General features: G+C 57.7%; 17 protein-coding genes. 11 read left to right on the top strand and 6 right to left on the bottom strand.

Features of this window, described 5'->3' with window-relative positions; translation table 11 throughout:
• Nucleotides 1-24: 24 nt before the first annotated feature.
• Both ABLN87_RS14015 and ABLN87_RS14010 read left to right on the top strand, forming a co-directional pair.
• The gene (locus ABLN87_RS14015) at nucleotides 25-1,389 is read left to right on the top strand and encodes a formimidoylglutamate deiminase (protein ID WP_353011168.1); all 1,365 of its coding nucleotides are present in this window, start codon (nucleotides 25-27) and stop codon (nucleotides 1,387-1,389) included.
• Between the two features lie 81 nt (nucleotides 1,390-1,470).
• Nucleotides 1,471-2,172, top strand: a complete 702-nt coding sequence (locus ABLN87_RS14010) for a UTRA domain-containing protein (protein WP_353011166.1) — start codon at nucleotides 1,471-1,473, stop codon at nucleotides 2,170-2,172.
• 14 nt (nucleotides 2,173-2,186) lie between these two features.
• Here the strand turns inward: ABLN87_RS14010 and ABLN87_RS14005 are convergent, their stop codons facing one another.
• Nucleotides 2,187-2,804: a TetR/AcrR family transcriptional regulator gene (locus ABLN87_RS14005; RefSeq protein WP_170534794.1), complete on the bottom strand. Its 618-nt coding sequence runs from the start codon at nucleotides 2,802-2,804 to the stop codon at nucleotides 2,187-2,189.
• Nucleotides 2,805-2,991: 187 nt separating this feature from the next.
• Here ABLN87_RS14005 and ABLN87_RS14000 point away from each other — a divergent pair, with 187 nt between their 5' ends.
• From ABLN87_RS14000 to ABLN87_RS13980, 5 genes are all read left to right on the top strand, one after another.
• Entirely contained in the window at nucleotides 2,992-3,921 is a 930-nt protein-coding gene (locus ABLN87_RS14000; RefSeq protein WP_353011164.1) for an AEC family transporter, read from the top strand.
• Between the two features lie 102 nt (nucleotides 3,922-4,023).
• Nucleotides 4,024-4,857 (top strand): S-formylglutathione hydrolase, encoded by an 834-nt coding sequence (gene fghA, locus ABLN87_RS13995; protein WP_353011162.1) that lies wholly within the window; start codon nucleotides 4,024-4,026, stop codon nucleotides 4,855-4,857.
• A gap of 3 nt (nucleotides 4,858-4,860) precedes the next feature.
• Nucleotides 4,861-6,309: a Si-specific NAD(P)(+) transhydrogenase gene (gene sthA, locus ABLN87_RS13990; RefSeq protein ID WP_353011160.1), complete on the top strand. Its 1,449-nt coding sequence runs from the start codon at nucleotides 4,861-4,863 to the stop codon at nucleotides 6,307-6,309.
• Complete coding sequence (locus ABLN87_RS13985; protein ID WP_353011158.1) at nucleotides 6,306-6,761, top strand: YaiI/YqxD family protein; 456 nt, start codon at nucleotides 6,306-6,308, stop codon at nucleotides 6,759-6,761. Before sthA ends, ABLN87_RS13985 begins: the two co-directional genes overlap by 4 nt.
• Before the next feature lie 141 nt (nucleotides 6,762-6,902).
• Nucleotides 6,903-7,523, top strand: coding sequence for an HAD family hydrolase (locus ABLN87_RS13980; protein WP_353011156.1), 621 nt, complete (start codon nucleotides 6,903-6,905; stop codon nucleotides 7,521-7,523).
• Here ABLN87_RS13980 and ABLN87_RS13975 read toward each other — a convergent pair.
• Nucleotides 7,520-8,761 carry an MFS transporter gene (locus ABLN87_RS13975; protein WP_353011155.1) on the bottom strand — a complete coding sequence of 414 codons (1,242 nt, stop codon included), beginning with the start codon at nucleotides 8,759-8,761 and terminating at the stop codon, nucleotides 7,520-7,522. The genes ABLN87_RS13980 and ABLN87_RS13975 overlap by 4 nt on opposite strands.
• Before the next feature lie 153 nt (nucleotides 8,762-8,914).
• Between ABLN87_RS13975 and zapE the strand changes: the two genes are divergently transcribed.
• Entirely contained in the window at nucleotides 8,915-9,973 is a 1,059-nt protein-coding gene (gene zapE / locus ABLN87_RS13970; RefSeq protein WP_353011153.1) for a cell division protein ZapE, read from the top strand.
• A gap of 76 nt (nucleotides 9,974-10,049) precedes the next feature.
• Here zapE and ABLN87_RS13965 read toward each other — a convergent pair whose 3' ends face one another.
• The 4 genes from ABLN87_RS13965 to ABLN87_RS13950 are packed head-to-tail and all read right to left on the bottom strand — an operon-like array spanning nucleotide 10,050 to nucleotide 16,303.
• Nucleotides 10,050-11,324, bottom strand: a complete 1,275-nt coding sequence (locus ABLN87_RS13965) for a bifunctional folylpolyglutamate synthase/dihydrofolate synthase (protein WP_353011151.1) — start codon at nucleotides 11,322-11,324, stop codon at nucleotides 10,050-10,052.
• Nucleotides 11,321-12,253, bottom strand: coding sequence for an acetyl-CoA carboxylase, carboxyltransferase subunit beta (accD, locus tag ABLN87_RS13960; RefSeq protein WP_353011150.1), 933 nt, complete (start codon nucleotides 12,251-12,253; stop codon nucleotides 11,321-11,323). The genes ABLN87_RS13965 and accD overlap by 4 nt, the downstream gene beginning before the upstream one ends.
• A 59-nt stretch (nucleotides 12,254-12,312) precedes the next feature.
• Nucleotides 12,313-13,206 carry a CPBP family intramembrane glutamic endopeptidase gene (locus ABLN87_RS13955; RefSeq protein ID WP_353011149.1) on the bottom strand — a complete coding sequence of 298 codons (894 nt, stop codon included), beginning with the start codon at nucleotides 13,204-13,206 and terminating at the stop codon, nucleotides 12,313-12,315.
• Nucleotides 13,196-16,303 carry an ABC transporter transmembrane domain-containing protein gene (locus tag ABLN87_RS13950; protein WP_353011147.1) on the bottom strand — a complete coding sequence of 1,036 codons (3,108 nt, stop codon included), beginning with the start codon at nucleotides 16,301-16,303 and terminating at the stop codon, nucleotides 13,196-13,198. Before ABLN87_RS13950 ends, ABLN87_RS13955 begins: the two co-directional genes overlap by 11 nt.
• A 248-nt stretch (nucleotides 16,304-16,551) precedes the next feature.
• Between ABLN87_RS13950 and ABLN87_RS13945 the strand changes: the two genes are divergently transcribed.
• The 3 genes from ABLN87_RS13945 (at nucleotide 16,552) to ABLN87_RS13935 (ending at nucleotide 19,289) form a co-directional block, all read left to right on the top strand.
• Complete coding sequence (locus tag ABLN87_RS13945; RefSeq protein ID WP_353011146.1) at nucleotides 16,552-17,313, top strand: DUF6478 family protein; 762 nt, start codon at nucleotides 16,552-16,554, stop codon at nucleotides 17,311-17,313.
• Between the two features lie 11 nt (nucleotides 17,314-17,324).
• The gene (locus ABLN87_RS13940) at nucleotides 17,325-17,684 is read left to right on the top strand and encodes a hypothetical protein (protein ID WP_353011144.1); all 360 of its coding nucleotides are present in this window, start codon (nucleotides 17,325-17,327) and stop codon (nucleotides 17,682-17,684) included.
• A 78-nt stretch (nucleotides 17,685-17,762) separates the two neighbouring features.
• Nucleotides 17,763-19,289: an MFS transporter gene (locus ABLN87_RS13935; RefSeq protein WP_353011142.1), complete on the top strand. Its 1,527-nt coding sequence runs from the start codon at nucleotides 17,763-17,765 to the stop codon at nucleotides 19,287-19,289.
• Nucleotides 19,290-19,319 lie beyond the last annotated feature (30 nt).

Genomic DNA, 19,319 nt, shown 5'->3' with positions numbered 1-19,319 from the left:
TCTATCCATATTTAGGAGAGTCTCATGACTGCCGTTTTCGCACAGAACGCCTTGCTGGATACGGGCTGGGCCCGAAATCTGCGGATGCAGATCAAGGATGGACGGATCAGCACGCTAACGCAGGACACCACGCCGCAAGCTGGCGACTCGTGTGTCGACACTCTGCTGCCCGCTCTGTCCAACCTGCACAGCCATGCGTTTCAGCGCGCCATGGCCGGGATGACTGAATACCGGCTAGCAGGGCGCGACAGCTTCTGGACGTGGCGCGATCTGATGTATCGCTTTATTGCACATTTGAACCCGGATCAGGTTCAGGCCATCGCGGCACTTGTCTATCTCGAGATGCAAGAGGCCGGATATGCGGCAGTCGGCGAATTCCACTACTTGCACCATCAGCCGGATGGCCAACCCTATGACCACCTGGCTGAGCTAAGCGACCGCATCATGGCCGCTGCCGTAGAAACAGGGATCGGCCTGACTCACCTCCCCGTGCTCTATTCCTATGCAGGCGTCGGAGAGCACCCTTTGGAGCAAGGTCAGAAACGGTTTGGCAATGATGTTGATCGGTTCTGCGCACTGGTCGATCAGGCGCGCGCGGCGGCCACGAACCTGCCCGGTGATTGCCGGGTTGGCATCGCGCCACACTCTTTGCGCGCCACCAGCCCGCGCGATCTGGCAGAGGTCTTGCAGGCGCAGGGCCAGGGCCCGATCCATATTCATATAGCAGAACAGCCCAAAGAAGTGGCCGAAGTACAGGCCGGGCTAGGCGCCCGCCCTGTCGAATGGTTGCTGGCCAATGCTCCGGTTGATGCCAACTGGTGCCTGATCCATGCCACCCACATGACTGGTGCCGAAACACAGGCCATGGCCCGGTCCGGCGCTGTGGCCGGGCTGTGCCCGGTGACGGAGGCCAATCTGGGCGACGGGCCGTTCAACGGCCCAGCCTATCTGGCGGCTGACGGTGCATTTGGCGTTGGATCGGATTCGAATGTGCTAATCTCATTGACCGAGGAATTAAGGACGCTGGAGTACTCGCAACGCCTGCGCGATCTGTCACGCAATGTGCTGGTGGCGGGCGAAGGATCAGTCGGGCAGTCGCTGTATTCCAAAGCCGCTTTAGGCGGGGCGCAAGCGCTTGCCCGTGATGCAGGGCAGATCACACCGGGTAATCTGGCTGATCTGGTCGCCATTGACAGCCAGCATCCGTCGCTTTGCACGCTGCGGCCTGATCAACTGTTGGATGGTCTGGTATTTGCCGCCAAAGATCATGTTGTCACTGACCTGTGGTCCGCAGGTCGACATCAGGTTCAAAGCGGGCGGCATGTTCAACGTGACAGGATCATCGCGAGCTACCGCAACGCGATGCGTACCCTTTTGGCTGCGCTTTAGGCAATTGACGGCCAAATTCTCTGCCTATGCAAATACACAGACATAAACTACTTATGAATATTACTAAGGACCAAGCAAGCTGTGAGCGCACAAAAGAACATGGGATTTCAGGATATTCGGGATGAGGTGCTGAACCGCATTCAAACACGCATCTGGCCACAGGGCAGTCTGTTACCAACCGAACTGGAACTCGCGGCTGAGTTTGGCTGTGCCCGCGCCACCGTCAACCGTGCCCTGCGCGAACTGGCCGATGAGGGGATCATCACGCGTCGGCGCAAAGGTGGTACCCGTGTTGTGACCACCCCAGTCAAACAGGCAAAACTGCCGATCACCGTGGTACGCCAGACCATCGAGGATATGAATGCGGAATACCGTTATGCTCTGGTCAGCCGCAATATGATAAGCTGCCCACCCTGGCTGCAGGCCAAGCTGGGGCTGCAAGAGGGGGCACAGGTGTTGCATCTGAACTGCATGCATCACGCGGACAACCGCCCTTTTCAGTTCGAAGAACGCTGGATCAACACGGATACGGTGCCCCATGTGGTCGATCAGGATTTTCTGACTATCGGCCCGAACGAATGGCTTTTATCCGAAATTCCGTTCTCGGACGCAGAAATCGCATTCTCTGCGGTACCAGCCACGGGCCAGCTACAGGAGTTTCTGTCAGTGCCTCCCGGAACGCCACTGTTTCAGTTGGAACGCATCACTTGGTTTCAGAACAAACCCGTGACCTTTGTCAGGATGACATTTCATCAGGGCTATCAGATGCGGACAAAATATTGACGCCGGTGTAGCTTTCAGGCTCCATAGCGCGCAAGGAACATATCTACTGCGTGCAAGGCAACCTCATCAATCTCGTCTTGACTGAACTCTTTCTGGATCCCGAAAGCGGCACGCAGCCACAAGCGTACCTTACATAGTTCAGCAAACTGTTCTGCGGCAATCTGAATATCCTCGATCGCCAACTCGCCCTTGGCCACGGCCTTGTCCAGATACTCGGCCATCCTGCGTTGCCCGTTTTGCGGCCCGGCTTCATAAAAAGCCCGGCCCAATTCAGGGAAGCGATCACGTTCAGCAACGCAAACCCGGAAGACCTGTTGGTTAAAATCGGAAACAAAAAAGCTGACCAACTGAGTTGCCGCAATCGTCAGAACCTCACGTACGGGTTTGGTCTCATCGACCATGGCGATAACGCGCTCTGCCATCCGGCTGCATTCGGTCTGCGCCACCTCGACAAACAACAGGCGCTTGTCGGGGAAATAGCTGTACAGCGTTGCCTTTGATACGCCCGCCGCCCGGGCGATATCGTCCACACTGGCCCCTTCAAACCCATCCGCCATAAAAACCTCTCGGGCCCCGCTCAGAACCTGTTCAAATTTTCGGCCTGTGCGCAGGATCGTAGCGGTCTGGGTCATGTCGTCTCCTAGTCTGAGGTGCTCCGAGTTTATAAACCGTTCGGTTTAGATACAAGGATTCTCGGTATGCTCAAGTGAATTGACCTCACAATTCTGTTGATTCACCACTTTGCGTGACCCGCTTCACTAAGGGTTGTAAACCAAATGTCCGTACTTGCGACGGGCCAAAACCATGTTAGGACAGGCCATGGTCGAGATCTTTTTGCGCACCCTGCCCTTCTTTGCGATCATCGGCCTGGGCTACTGGGCTGGGCGCAGCCGATTTTTCAGCGCCGAAGCCACGGCCTATCTGACCAAATTTGTGTTCTTCTTTGCCCTCTCGGCGATGCTGTTCCGCTTTGCCGCGACTCTGCCATTTGCCGAGATTTTCAATGGCCGTCTGATCATTGGCTATCTGATCGGAACACTTGCCGTTTACCTGATTGCAACTATGATCGCCTGGTTCCGAGGGCTGGACATCCCCACCGCGGCGATCGAGGCACAATGCGCTGCTATCGGCAATGTTGGGTTTCTGGGCCTGCCGATGCTGGCGCTGCTGCTGACCGAGGCTGCGATCGGGCCGGTGATGTTGGTTCTGGCCGTTGATTTGGTGGTGTTTTCTTCGCTCATCGTGATCCTGATCAATGGCGGGCGAGATGGTAAGCTGACCCCAGCCACTCTGCGCCTGATTGGGGTGGGGCTGCTCAAGAATCCCATGATCGTATCGATTTCCGCCGGGCTGATCTGGTCCGCCCTTCAGCTACCAGTCCCCGGTCCGCTGAACGATTTTCTGACCATTCTGGGTGGCGCGGCTACGCCGGGCGCGCTGTTTGCAATCGGGGCGTCTCTGGCCGGTAAATCTGCTGAGCGCATTCAAGTTGCTGCCTGGTTGAGCTTTTGCAAACTTGTCATCCATCCGGCCTGCGTCGCGATTGCGGTGTTGTGGCTGGTGCCCATCGACACGTTCCCGGCTGCCGTAGCAATTGCCGCCGCCGCCCTGCCAGTCGCGGGCAATGTCTACATGCTGGCCGCCCATTATGGCGTCGCACCCCATCGCGCCTCGGCAGCGATCCTGTTGTCGACCGTCGCCAGCATCCTGACCGTGCCGCTTGTGATTGCTTGGGTCACCGCACTCTGATTTTCATCCGTTAAAAAATACGTGCGCCAAACGCACCCGGGCTTTACGTGAAGCCCTTGGATCGTTAGCCCTTAGCCGACCCTAATGCGAGGATAAGACCAGATGGAAACCGTTTCGGAGAACGCCTGTTTCGGTGGCGTGCAAGGCGTCTATCGCCATGCTTCAACAGCTTGCCAATGTGATATGACCTTTGGCCTGTTCCTTCCGGCCGAAGCAAAAGACGGCCCGGTTCCGATCCTGTGGTACCTATCCGGCCTGACCTGCACCCATGAAAACGCGATGACCAAAGCCGGGGCACAGGCCTGGGCGGCTGAACAAGGGATTGCCGTGGTCTTTCCTGACACCTCGCCCCGTGGCGAGGGCGTGGCCGATCACGAAGACTACGATCTAGGTCAGGGCGCCGGGTTCTATGTGAATGCAACGCAATCCCCATGGGCCCCGCATTTCAACATGTGGGACTACGTAGCCGAGGAACTGCCCGCCCTTCTGGCCGAGAACTTCGCCATCGACATGGATCGTCAGGCCATCACGGGCCATTCCATGGGGGGCCATGGCGCCCTGACGCTGGCGATGAACCTTCCGGGTCGGTTCCGCTCGGTTTCAGCCTTTGCGCCGATCTCGAACCCGACCGGTGCGGATTGGGGTCGCAAACAACTGGCTGCTTATCTGGGTGAGGATGAGGGGCTTTGGAAAAAGCACGATACATCCCTGATGATGAAAGAGGTGGGCTTTGAAGGTCCGGTCCTGATCGACACGGGCGCAAATGACCAGTTCATTGATTTGCTGCGCCCCGAAGCTCTGGCCACTGCGATTGCTGAACGCCGCCAGCAGGCCACCTATCGCCTGCAACCGGGCTACGATCACTCCTATTTCTTTGTCTCTACCTTCATGGAAGACCACATCACCTTCCACGCCGAAGCACTGTACGGAGAGTAACGCATGAGCAAATATGACTATGACCTGATCATCATCGGGTCGGGCCCTTCGGGGCGGTCTGCGGCAATCCAGGCGGGCAAGCTGAAACGCCGTGTGCTGGTGATCGACCGCAAGGACCGGCTTGGTGGTGTTTCGGTTCACACGGGCACGATCCCATCCAAGACCCTGCGCGAAACGGTGCTGAACCTCTCTGGCTGGCGTGAACGCAGTTTCTACGGTCGTTCCTACCGGGTCAAAGACCAGATCCGCGCAGAAGACCTCAAGGCGCGTCTGCACATGACACTGGATCATGAAGTTGACGTGTTGGAACATCAATTCAACCGCAACCATGTGGAAACCCTTAATGGGCTGGCAACATTCACTGGCCCGCACGAGATCGAGGTCGCAACGGATGCAGGCGAAAAGACCCGCCTGACTGCAGCCAAATTCTTGATCGCCACCGGAACCAAGACCTATCGCCCCGACTATGTACCGTTCAACGGCAAGACCGTTGTGGATGGCGATGATTTTCTGGAAATGGCAGAGATTCCACGCTCACTGATCGTGATCGGTGCTGGGGTGATCGGTGTGGAATACGCGACCATGTTCTCGGCCCTGGATGTACGGGTCACGCTGATTGAACCCCGCGAGAGCTTTCTGGATTTCATTGACAGCCGCCTGATCCATGAATTCACCCATCAGATACGCGAAAACGGTGTCGATCTACGCCTCGGTTCTGCTGTTGAGAAAATCGAAGATGCGGGTGAGCATGTCGAGGTTACTTTGGACAACGGTCGCCATGTCCGGGCCGAGATGCTGTTGTTTGCCGCCGGTCGCATGGGCGCGACCTCGGCCCTGAACCTGGGTGCCGTCGGGCTGGAGACCGATCATCGCAACCGGATCAACGTGGATCGCAAAACCTATCAGACCGACGTGCCGCACATCTATGCCACAGGCGATGTGATCGGGCATCCGTCACTGGCCTCAACCTCGCTGCAGCAGGGCCGCGTCGCCGCTTGCCACGCACTGGAAACGCCGACCCTGCCAGAAAGCCCCTGGTACCCTTATGGCATCTACTCGGTGCCCGAGATTTCGACCTGCGGCATGTCCGAAGAGGAATTACAGGAACGAGGCATCCCGTACGAGGTTGGCGTGGCGCGATTCCGCGAAACCTCGCGTGGGCATATCATGGGGTTGGAGCATGGTATGTTGAAAATGCTGTTCTCGCTGAAAACCCGCCGGGTTCTGGGTGTGCAGATTGTGGGTGAAGGGGCGACCGAGTTGATTCATATCGCTCAGGCTGTGCTGAACCTGAAAGGCACAGTTGACTACTTTGTCCAGAACACCTTCAACTACCCAACGCTGGCCGAAGCCTACAAAATCGCCGGTCTGGACGCGTTCAACCGGATGCCGATCCCGGAAGAATTCAAGGTAAAGAAAAAGCCAACAGCCAAAGAGGCCAAGAAAGCGTGACCACGCTCTATATCGATGGCGACGCCTGCCCTGTGAAGGCCGAGGCCGAGCGGGTCGCGACCCGTCACAAAGTGCCGATAGCGCTGGTCTCGAATGGTGGGCTGCGACCTTCGGCAAACCCGTTGGTGCAGGTGGTCATCGTCTCAGAAGGGGCCGATGAAGCCGACAAATGGATTGCCGAGCGTTGCGGGCCGGGCGATGTGGTGGTGACCTCCGACATCCCGCTGGCCGCGAAATGTGTTGACGCCGGGGCCCGCGTGCTGCGCCCCAATGGTGAGGCCTTCACAGCCGCCAATATCGGCCAGCAATTGGCCATGCGCGACCTGATGGCCGATCTGCGCGCGGCCAACCCTTTGGGTGCAGGTGGCGGCGGCAAACCCTTTGGCAAAGCCGACCGGTCCCGATTTCTGGATACGTTGGAACGGGAACTCAGGGCTGCAAAACGGGCATAAGGCTCCCGCCCAGCGGCGACGCATCACAGATGCATCTTCTCCGGTTGGGCCAGGCAGCGCTGCGCGCTGCGGTTGGTGCTTGAACTTGAGCACTTAGCTTGGTTCAGTCGGCGCAGCAGGAACTCAGCACAGGATCACGACATGTCCATCCAAGCGGTCATCTTTGATATCGGCAATGTCCTAATCGAATGGCAGCCCGAGCGCTATTATGACCGCATGATAGGCGAAGATCGCCGTCGGGCCATGTTCGAAGAGGTTGATTTGCATGGCATGAACGATCTGGTGGATCAGGGCTATCATTTCACCGATACGATCTACGACTGGGCCGAGAAGTACCCGGAATGGCGCGATGAGATCCGTATGTGGCACGACAAATGGATCGAGCTTGCTGCACCTGAAATCCCGCATTCGGTCCGGTTGCAGCGGGCGTTGCGTGCCAAAGGCGTGCCGGTGTTTGCATTGACGAATTTCGGGGTGCAAAATTTCGACTATGCCACCACCGTCTACCCGTTTCTGAACGAGTTTGACCGGCAATATGTCTCGGGCCGGATGAAGATGGTGAAGCCTCATGTTCCGATCTATGAGCAGGTCGAAGCGGATTGTGGCCTGCCGCCCGCGTCACTTTTGTTTGCAGATGATCGGATCGACAATATCGAAACGGCACGCGGGCGTGGATGGCAGACGCATTACTTCAAAGGCCCGGACGGCTGGGCAGATCGACTGGTGGCCGAGGGGTTGTTGACCCCTGACGAAGCACGCTAGGCCGGTGCGGGTGTTGCGTTACGGTTCTCGCGGATCGGCAGGTGGACGATGGCGCTGAAGGCTCCGACCGCGACGCCGATCCACCAGACCATTGTGTAGTCACCATAGACATCGTACATCCGTCCGCCCAACCAGACGCCGAGGAACCCTCCGATCTGGTGGCTAAGGAAGATGAAACCGTAAAGCGTGCCCATGTAGCGCAAGCCGTAGAGGTGTGCGACAAGGCCCGAGGTTAGAGGCACCGTGGCGAGCCATAGCGACCCCATGACGATTGAGAAGATGATCACCGAAGTCGGCGTGATCGGCATGAGAATGAACGCCGCAGCCGCGACGGTTCTGGCTGTGTAGATCGCCGCCAGCAGGTATTTCTTGGGGAAATGGTTGCCCGCCCAACCGGCCAGCAGCGTGCCGCCGATATTGGCAAGGCCGACCAGTGAAATCGCCACCGCACCCAAGGCCGATGTGGTGGTGATACCCAGCGAATGCAGCACACCTCCGGGTTGGATCGGGCCGCACATCTCGGTCACGAAGGCAGGGAAATGGGCGGTGATGAAGGCCAGTTGATAACCGCAGCTAAAAAAGCCCAGAAAGATCAGCGCATAGGACGGATCTCGGAACGCTTTGCCAAGAATCTGGCTCATGCTTTCTTCCAACTCGGCTTTGCTGACCGGCTGAGGGGCTCGCATGAAGGGCAGTGTCAGCACAAGGGCAAGGATCGCGATGGCGAAAACAATGAAGACCTGTTGCCAGGGCAGGAAGGTGAGAAGCCATTCGGCGGTTGGCGCGCCGATCACTTGGCCGAAGCTGCCAGCCGCAGTTACAATCGCCAAAGACATGGACCGGTTCTTGTCTGATGAGGCCCGACCAACCACCGCAAGGACCACGCCGAACCCGGTTCCCGCGATGCCAAACCCCACCAGCCAAGCATACATCTGATGCCCAAACGGGGTGATCGACCAGGCCGACAGAACCATACCGGCCGCATAGGTCAGCGCCCCAAGAATGATTGCCTTACGATCCCCAATCTTTTCGGCAATCGCGGCGAAGATGGGTTGCCCGATGCCCCAGGCCAGATTTTGAATCGCAATCGCAAGTGAGAAATCCGTGCGCAGCCAGCCGAACTCATCCGCGATCGGGATCTGGAACACCCCGAACGAGGCACGCACGGCGAAACTGACCGTGATGATGATACATCCGACGATCAGGATTGGGTTTATTAGGCGGGCAGAATGCGGCATTAGGAGGCCCCGGTCCATAAAGCGTTTGCCGACGGTACAGGATTCACTCTGGCCGTCAATTCAACAGATTTGCGGTCGAGGATAAGGAATTTTGATATATCGGCAGAACTGCTTGCTTTTCAAGTCGCCGTCTCATCGGTAAGGCTCTGACTTATGACGGATTTGATCTCGCTTTATGACACCCGCATCGACGCCGGAGAGCTGACCCGCGACGATGCGCAAGAGGCCGTGCTGCCGCATTTCGAACGGATTCGTGCAGCGCTGGCAGCCCCTGTAAAGCGTGGTTTGTTTCGCAAAGCACCGCCCGCGCCTAAAGGGTTGTACCTGTGGGGCGGTGTTGGGCGTGGAAAATCCATGTTGATGGATATGTTCGTCGACAGTTTGCAGGACATTCCCGCGCGCCGCGTTCACTTTCATGCCTTCATGCAAGAAATCCACGCAGGAATGCACAAAGCGCGCAAGGACGGTGTTGAGGATGCGCTGGCACCAGTGGCGCAAGATGTGATCAAATCCGTCCGTTTGCTGGCCTTTGATGAGATGCAGATCACCGACATCACCGATGCGATGATCGTTGGGCGTTTGTTCGACATGTTGCACGCAGGCGGTGTGGTGGTCGTAACGACATCGAACCGGCATCCGGATGATTTGTACAAGGACGGGCTGAACCGGCAGCTGTTCCTGCCGTTTATCGCGCATATCAAAGAACAGCTGCAGGTGTGGGAGTTGATCTCACCCACCGACTATCGCCAGAACCGGTTGGAGGGCGCTCCGGTCTATTTCACTCCGATTGGCCCCGAAGCCCGCCAGAGTATTCGCGCGGTCTGGAACGATCTGGCCGGTGGTCCGGCTGATCCTTTGGTGTTGCAGGTCAATGGGCGTGCGGTCGAACTGCCTCAGTTCCGCAACGGGATCGCACGTGCAACGTTTTATGATCTGTGCGGCCGGATGCTGGGACCTGCGGATTATCTGGCGATTGCCGAAACGGTGAAGGTTTTGGTGCTGGAAGACATCCCGCGTCTGTCGCGGAACAATTTCAACGAAGCCAAGCGTTTTGTTACTCTGATCGATGCACTCTACGAGGCGCGGGTGCGGTTGATCTGTTCTGCCGCAGCAGAGCCGGAGATGCTGTATGTCGAGGGGGAAGGCACGTTTGAATTCGAGCGCACCGCCTCGCGCCTGCGGGAGATGCAGGCGGAAGATTGGGGAGCTTAGGGGGCTCTGCCCACACCGCCTTTGGCGGTTCCCCCGGGATATTTTTTGGCCAGATGAAGCCCTGCGGGGGATGCCCTTAGCCGTTTTCGCGCAGGATATGGCCTGCAAGGTAGAGCGACCCACAGATCAGCACGCGGGCCTGTGGATCCCGGGTAACGATTGAGCGGAGCGCATCACCAACACTGGCGGCGGTTGTGGCGTGCAGATTGACTTTCGCGGCGGCGGCGGCGGTGTCTTCGGCGCTAAGCGTTGCCGTTTCACCGGGGATCGACACTGCGATCAGGCTCTCGGCTTGCGCGGCCAGCGGTGCGAGGTAGCCGGTGACATCCTTGGTGTTCAGCATGCCGCAGATCATATGGGTTGGCCGCTTTGGCAGGTTCGACAGCACATCGGCCAGCGCGATACCGGCGGCGGTGTTGTGACCGCCGTCCAGCCACAGCTCTGCCTGCGGGGCGGCCTGGACCAGTGGGCCGGTTTTCAGCCGCTGCATGCGCGCAGGCCATTCGGCACGGCTGACCGCTGCCTCATAAGCCGCATCGCCAAAGTCGAGGTGCCGCAGAACGGCGAGCGCCGCGCCTGCATTCTGGATTTGATGCGCGCCCAGGAGGTTGGGCAGCGGCAGGTCACGCAGGCCGGTTTCGTCCTGATAGATCAGGCGTCCGTTTTCTTCGGCCACGTGCCAGTGTTGGCCATAGGCGATCAGCGGCGCGCCGAGACGGGCGGCGGTCTGTTCGATAACCTCCATCGCTTCGTCCGGTTGCGGACCAACGACACAAGGCACACCGCGTTTGATGATCCCGGCCTTTTCGGCCGCGATCTTGGACAGTGTGTTGCCCAGGAATTGTTCGTGATCGATCGAGACTGGCGTGATCACCGTCATCGCCGGAGTATCGATCACATTAGTGGCATCCAGGCGTCCGCCCAGTCCGACCTCGAGCAGTGTGTAGTCCGCCCGCGAACGTGCAAAAGCCAAAAGGGCCGCGCAGGTGGTGATTTCGAAATAGGTGATATTCTCACCGCCATTGGCGGCGTAGCATTCATCCAGCACGGCCGTCAGATTGGGTTCCGAGATAAGCTCTCCCGCCAAACGGATTCGTTCGTGAAACCGCGCAAGATGCGGCGAGGTATAGGCATGAACCAGAAGCCCGACCCCTTCGAGCCCTGCGCGGATCATGGCTTGGGTCGAGCCCTTGCCATTGGTGCCCGCAATATGGATCACCGGCGGCAATCTGGTCTGCGGATTGTCCAGCGCACCCAACAAACGCCAGACACGATCCAAGGTCAGGTCGATGATCTTGGGGTGCAGCGCCATCATCCGGTCGAGGATGGCGTCAGATGTTTGGGGGGTCATTTCTGATCCGTATCGTCAGCTGGGGCGTCTGCCTTGGCCACCTCCGGCTCCGGCGCGGGCAGATCGCCCCGTATCGCCGGGGGTTGGTTCATCAGCATCCTGGTGATGGTGATCAGCTCATCGCGCATTTCGGTCCGTTTAGTGACGCGGTCCAGCATGCCATGATCCAGCAGATATTCGGCGCGCTGGAACCCTTCGGGCAGTTTTTCGCGGATCGTTTGTTCGATCACGCGCGGCCCGGCGAAACAGATCAGCGCGTTCGGTTCCGAGATATGCACATCACCCAGCATCGCGTAAGACGCGGTTACGCCGCCCGTAGTCGGGTGTGTCAGCACAACGATATAGGGTAGGTTCGCCTCTTTCAGCATTTCAACAGCAACTGTGGTTCGGGGCATCTGCATCAGGCTCAGGATACCCTCTTGCATCCGCGCGCCACCTGCGGCTGAGAACAGGATCAGCGGGCGCTTGAGTTTCACTGCTTCTTGCGCCGCAGAAATGATGGCGTTGCCGACATACATGCCCATCGACCCGCCCATGAACGAGAAATCCTGCGCAGCCGCCACGATCGGAGTTCGCCCAATCTCACCAGCAGCGACCAACATCGCCTCTTTCTCGCCGGTCTTTTTCTGCGCCGCTTTCATGCGATCAGGATATCTTTTCTGATCCCGGAAATGCAGCGGATCGTCCTTGGGCGCGGGCACGTCGACTTCGGTGAAAATGCCACCATCAAACAGATGCTTAAACCGGTCGCGCGGGGTGATCGCCATGTGATGGCCGCACTGAGTACAGACATTCTGGTTTTCTGCCAGCTCACGGTGAAACAGCATGGTTCCGCATTCCGAACACTTGTGCCACAGGTTTTCGGGCACCTCGCGACGCGAGAAGATCGAGTTGATCCGGGGGCGGACGTAGTTTGTGATCCAGTTCATATCGGAACCTTAATAGAGCGGCTTTGACGTCAAATAAGACGCAACGGAAGGAAATGCAATCAACGCCTGAGTGCAATCCGTGCGGTCAGCCAACAGACCAGCATCGTAGCGAAATCCACAAACAGCCATTGGCGCAGCATATCGGTCTCTGACATCTCATAAGGCAGCAGGTAGAGCGCCAAACCGCTCAGCGAATCCGGCAACGAGATAAATACAAGCGCGATGAGATTGTTGAAGAAATGCAAGGCGATGGCCGGACCCAATGTGCCGGATCGCGCTGTCAGGTCCGAGGCGAGAAGACCAAACACACATGACCAGACCGCCACGATGAGTGCGTTGTCCCCAGCCAACTCGGGGGCATAGTGGCCTGCTGCAAACAGGGCCGACGGCACGCCCATCCAGATCAGGGGCGACTGGAATCTGGCCGCCAGAGATTGCTGAATGTAGCCGCGAAACAGGATCTCTTCGGCGCTTGTTTGAATCAAAACTGCACAAGCCGCGAGGGGCAGCAGGATCAGCCAGACTGGCAGTGCCAGGTTTTGGATCAGCGGCTCGCCCATCCCATAGGGTGGCAAAGCAAACATCACCAACCCCAATATCAACAGGGCCAGAAATACACGCCCGAACTGCTGCAAGGCCAAATTGCGTGGCCCAAGGATGTGACCTATCGACCGATGCTGCATCACCCGCGCCGCTGCCGCGACACCCACGATCAGAAAACCGAAGCTGACCAGCAGTAACAATGTGCCTGCCGCAGTCGATCCGCGAAAGAACCCTTCGGTCTGCGCAGCCGGAATCAGCCCGGCGATGAGTGCAAAGATCACCGAATTAAGCGCGATGTACAGCGCAGCAACGATGACCAGACCGGCCAAAAACCGCCATAGCTCAGGCCGGGCACGTGCATCAGCGACCAGTGCCTCATGGGCTGCATACACGCCGGGCTCAGGCGTCATTGGCAACGCTTTCGTCCGAAATTGCCTGGGGCACCTCCGGGAAGATTTCCGAAGGAGTCTGGGCTGTGTTGATCCGCGTCGCCAACGTGGTTAGATAGCCCGCAACCGTTTGCAACAATTGAACTGCAACGGTTGCGTCATTTTCAATGACTGCGCGCAGTTCCTCGGCCCCGATACGCAGGAATGTACAGTCTGACACCGCAGTCAGGTCCAGCTGACGAGGTTCGTCGGTGATAATGGACAAATCCCCGATCAGGCGCCCGGGTTCAACGACCGAAATGGTACGACTACCGCCATCTTCATCGACCCAGTCCAGATTGGCCGCGCCCTTGATGCAAAGATAGGCCGCATCAGCCGCCTGCCCGCGCGAGAATATCTGCTGCCCCGCCGCCACATCGAACCATTGCGCGGAAAACGCCAACAGGCGTTGGTTACGCGCATCGATGCCAGAAAACAGCTCGGTCGAAGAAATGATCTCGAGCTTGCGGCTTAGATCTGCCGAGGTGCTTTCTTCATGCTTTGTCTGCGTGCGTGAGACGCCATCAATCCGGCCATCTTTGATCTCGATGAACAGGTCATAAGCTTCGGGATGCGCGAAGTGATCTTCCATGAAGATCATGATCGAGTCTGGCAGCAACTCGCGCAGTTTCAACCGGGTTCGCAGACGGCTTTCGGAATCGTGGCTGGCCAGCGCCTTGTCGAGGATCAGAACATCCGGTCGTTTTATGCCAGCCCGGGAAAAGGCCGCGCGTTCCTGAAAGACCGTCGCCAGATTGTTGCCGCCTAGACCGGCTGGCAGATCATAGATGATCGCAGCAGCCCGGCGTCTGAGACCAGCCTCGTTCATGGCTTCTGCGACTACATCCTCAATCTCATCCAAATGCGCGCCCGCCGTTACCGAAACCCGGCCGTATAGCGCGTTTACCAACACGGGCAGAATCGGGAAATACGTGTCAGGGGAAAGCGGGACAAACATACCGTTCATCGCCCCACGTAGCTGTTCGGCCTGACCCTGCCGAATTGCAAGAATCTTGTCCTTGTACTCATCCGGGAAATCCGAGCCAATTTGTTCGGCGGTCAACAGGAAGGGAACGGTCAGCAGCAGGGCGTGTTCTTCATCGCTGAGCCCCGCGTCGCCCTTGGCCTTGCGGCGCTCATCTATGTCCAACCAGCGGTGATACATTTCCTTGCTCATGCCCAACCGCAGGAACAACGGGTGATCCGTGCCATCCCGGCCGAAGGTCCGGCTAAGCGTATCCAGCACGGCGTTCGATATATTCAGCGCTTCCTCTGCCAGATCATGCGCCCGAAGCATCGACAGAAAATGCCCGTCATTGGCCAGGCTTTCAGGTGAAATCTGGCGGGTCGGTGCGGCATAGAGCAGGTTTCCCCCCAGCGGAACGGTTGGGTTGAACTGTTCCGGATCAAACCGGTGGACATACTTGTCCAAGCCTTTTTCGCGCAGACGCGTCGCAATCGTATCCCGCAGATTGACGATGTCCTGCGCCAGGTTCGGATGCAGTTTCGGGTCAAAAGACGACCCTAGCGTTCGGCGGAACATGAACTCGTCAATACCCATCGCCTCAACCAGTTGGAACCACCAGTCGCGGATATCGTCGATATCGTCCAGCCCTGCCAAACCGGGATCAATCCACTCATCGCTCAGCAAATCTGTCGGATTGCCCGAACGCGCAGATTCGATCTGTCGGCGGGTCGGGGCCTTGACACCAGCCTCATCAATCTGCGGATGCGTGCGCAGCGGCATCATCAGGTTGTCGCCCAACGTGCCATCAAACAGATAGGGCCGCGAATAGGCATAGCCGATGCGCGCGGCAATCACCGCCTGATGCAGATTGCGCAGATCATGCCCGGCCATGATCACCTCACCCTGAACCGGCAGCACCTCTCGCGTCAGCAATTGGCCAAGCGCTGTACGCTCCGCCGAATTGGTCGACTGAATCGCCACTCGCGCGCCTTTCGGGATCTTCAGGTCAAGGTCTTCAAGAATGGTTTTACCGTCACCATCCCGCACAGTCACATTGCGCAGTTCAATATCGCCATTCAAATGCGGAACCGTCTCCGGTTCACCGTCGAACAGCTCCTCCGGGATCATGCTGTCCGGGGCAAAGCGCTCGGTCACGATTTCCCAGCGCAGTGACATATCCTGCACTTGGTTGTAATAGGTCAGCAAATCCTTCCAGGGGCCGCTCAGGTCTTTGTACGCCCCAAGCGCCGCGACCAGGGCACCTACCGTGATCTCGCCTTTGATCGCCAGATAGCCACCGACGGAATAGAACAGGAACGGCGTCATCTGAGTGATCAGATTGTTGAGAAACTTCATAAAGAATTTCTTGTTGTAGATCTTGAACCGAATCTCGAACAAGGTGCCCAAACGATGGCTGAATTGAGCCAGACGATAGCGCCAGCCGCCATTGGTTCGCAGATCACTGATCCCCGCGGCGCTTTCGCCGATCTCAGAACTCAGGCTGCGCACTTCCTGAATGCGGTCCTTGTTCAGCAGGTTGATCTGACGCTGCAGCTTGGGGATCAGCCACGCCTGCAACGGGATCAGCGCAATACTGGCCAGCCCGAACCAGACGCTTTGCATGAACAGGAATGTCACGATGGTCATCATCTGACCGAATTGGAACACGGGCTGGGCAATGGCATCGCCCATCAGGCCACCCATCGGTTCGGCCTCGGATGTGATCATCGACACCAGCTCTCCCTGGCTGGTGGTCGCAAAATACGACTTGGGAAAGCGCATCGACCTGTTGATCAGAGTGAATCGCAGGCGTCGCAGCATCCGTTCGGCCAGAACACCCTTCATCGTGTTGATCCGCATTTTCATCACACCGCTGGCGATAACTGTCGCCAGAAAGGCGAAACACAGGATCAGCAGATACTGCACCTGGGTGAATGTGATCCCCCAGACGGCAACCGTATCGCCAGGCGCACCAATGGCATCGTTGATGATCTGCTTGGGCAGCTCAAGCGAAGCATAGAGAAACGGAAAGGACAGAACCGTCAAACCCAACAGCACAAGCTGCTGCTTTTTCGAATATTTCCATATGAATGAAAACAGAGTGGGTTCCATGAACTGGCCTTATCTGTGCTAAATCTGTTGCGCGGAGGTTCCGAGGAAAACCCACCTTCAGCCCGGTGCCAGACGGTAAGCATTGACCCGGCTGATTACAAGAATGCAAGGGGTCTTTGTCGCGCCGAATACAAATCGACACCCACGGGTCTTCAGGATTTGGTGATTATTCACCCCCATACGGCCATTCCGGGTTTGTTCCCTACACCGTCTTTGACTAAAGAGGTGCAACTTGGGACGATAGGACAATGGGCAGGATTCTGGATCGCTACATAAATCGCAAGACGCTGCAGCGATGGCGCAAAGCGGCGGAGCAGGCACAAGATACGCCGCAATCGGCGTTGCGCCTGCAGCGCGATCAGGCGCGTGGTTTGCGAGCCAGTCTGAACAAGTTGATCCATATTGCAGATAGTCGCTTGACCCGACCTCAGATCGGGTCAGTACAGTTTCCAAAACCCGTTGGCACGGATTGGGCCTGGCGGCCCGATTTGTGGCGTGGACCGTTGGTGCAATCTGGGCTTGCCTCAGCGCCGCGCAAGGCGGGTATGGATGGGCAGGTGACCCTGTTTCACGATTGTCCCCGCGCCCAGATCGCAGTGCGCCAAATCCGCAACCGCGACGAAAGCGATCTTGCGCCGTTCAGCCTGTCGGTTGAGGCATTCAGTTTTGAAGGGACCTTCCTGTCCCTGTCGATCGAATTGCCAGCCGACGCCGCGCACGATCTGACCCTACAGCACCTGCTGCGGCTGGATGTGCTGGTAAACAGCGAACAGGACACAGGTATTTTCGCCCGGCTCAATATCCAGCACGGACCCAACACTGAACAGGTATTGCGACAGATCGATCTGTCGAAAACGCCCAGCGCTGTTGATTTTGATCTGGCGCATCTGCCCCTGAACGAACGGCGGATCGAAAAGATCTGGCTGGATGTGATTTTTGAGAACCCGCGCATGAACCGCATTCTTCTGCGCGATCTGACCCTATGCCGCCGCCATCGCGCCGACTTGTGAGGCACCCAACCATGACGCACCCCAGATTGATCCCCCTTCGGTTCGAAAACGGACTGTGGCAAGGCCATCTTGAGGCCGAAACAAAACCAGACGTCGAGGTGCACTATCTGGGCGAGCCCCTGCCCGAGCTCACATTGACAGAGGCCCAGGATGGGTGGGCCTTGGCTGTTCCTGTGCCTACTGCAGCGCTATCCGAAGGCGTACACTGTTTTGTCATCGTCGACGTGGCAACCACTCAGAAACTGGGGAATTTCACCGTGATCGCAGGCGAACCCGCCGCAGATGATCTGCGGGCCGAGGTCGAATTGCTGCGCGCCGAGCTGGAAATGCTCAAACGCGCTTTTCGCCAGATTTGCAGGGGCGATGACTGACCGCCAATAGTCTGCCAACCTATCTTTTTGACCTCATTCATGCATCATTGACCCATTTGGATCACGAAGGATGCGGATATGGATCGCAGCAGCATTGTAAAAGTTGCCGCATTGATGGTGACGGGTTTTGGCATCGGTATCGATTTCACCGGCGCCCTGATGCTGGTGCCCGCAATCGAAAACAGTTTCGACGCTGACATTACCAGCACCCAATGGGTGCTAAACATCTACGCCCTGTTTTTTGCCATGACCATGGTCGCCGGGGGCCGCCTGGGGGATATGTACGGTCATCGAAAGATCATGATCATCGGTCTGACGATTTTTCTGTTTGCATCCGTGATGTGTTTTGTCGCCCCCAGCCTGGACTTCCTAGTTGGCGCGCGGGCCCTGCAGGGGATCGGCGCGGGCTGTGTCTGGCCTTGCACACTGGCCTTTGGGGCCACCAAAGTCTCACGCCCGGAACACCGCGCCCTTGTGATGGGCCTGATCCTGGCCGGTGTAACCACGGGCAATGTCTTTGGCCCCATGATCAGCGGGCTGGCGGTTAGCTTCGGAGAATGGCGGTATTTCTTTCTGGCGAACATCGTCTTTTCCTGCATCTCCATGGCAACCGCGCTACTGCTGATGCAGCGAGAGACCCAGCACAAACAGGGTGAACATATCGACTACGCCGGTATGGGCATCCTGTCCTTTGCCGTACTGCTGTTGCTTTACGGGTTGGATGTTGGTGCCGATTGGGGCTGGACCTCGGTTCCCCTGCTGCTTTTGTTCTTCGTCAGCGCGGTTTTGTTCTTTCTCTTCCCCAAGGTCGAAAAACGCGTGGTCGAACCGCTGCTGCTGCCTCAGATGATGCAGAACAAACAGTTTCGGATCACGCTGGGGCTGAACATGTTCAATGTGTCCGCCGCCTTTGTCGGCCTGCTGTATTTCCCGCAGTACATGCAGAAGGTGCTGGGTTGGTCGACTTTCGAATCTGCGCTGGGGCTGGCACCGCTTACCCTGTTGCTGGCTGTTGGGTCAGTGGTCTCGGGCACGCTCTACAATGATTTCGGCCCCAAACGGCTGCTGTTCTGGGGCTATCTGATCGCCACAGTTGGCGCAGCCAGTATCGTGGTTCTTCCCGCCAGTTTCGGATATTTTCAAATCCTGCCCGGCATGGCGATGATCGGGCTGGGTGCAACGCTAACGGTTGGCCCATCGGGCACCGCTGCGGTCTGTGCCGTCAAACCCGAACGCGCCGGACTTGTGGGCGGGCTAAGCTTTATGACCCATCTCGTCTATGGTGCCATCTCGGTCGCCTGCGCCACAGCGATCATGTATGTGGTGTCTTTTTCCAGCCTGCGCGACAAGCTGGCGGCGGCCAACATCAGCCTGACTGACGCCGATCAGCGGGCCATCAACGGCGGAACGCTCAACACCGAGTCCGCACACGCCGTATTGGCCAAACTAAATTCCAATCAGGTCGAAACCCTGAAATCCGCAATTGCCAGCGCGTTTGATAGCGGAATGAACATGGCCTTTATCTTTTCCACTATCTCGGTATCCGTGGGCATCCTGCTGGCGCTGATGCTGGACGAAAGCAAGCTGCATAAGATCGAAGAATAAAAAAAGGGCCGCGCACTGCGCGACCCTCGT

This window comes from Ruegeria sp. SCP10 (assembly GCF_040329495.1).
In the GTDB taxonomy this organism is placed as follows: Bacteria; Pseudomonadota; Alphaproteobacteria; order Rhodobacterales; family Rhodobacteraceae; genus Ruegeria.
This window is presented reverse-complemented; position numbering and strand designations above follow the sequence as displayed.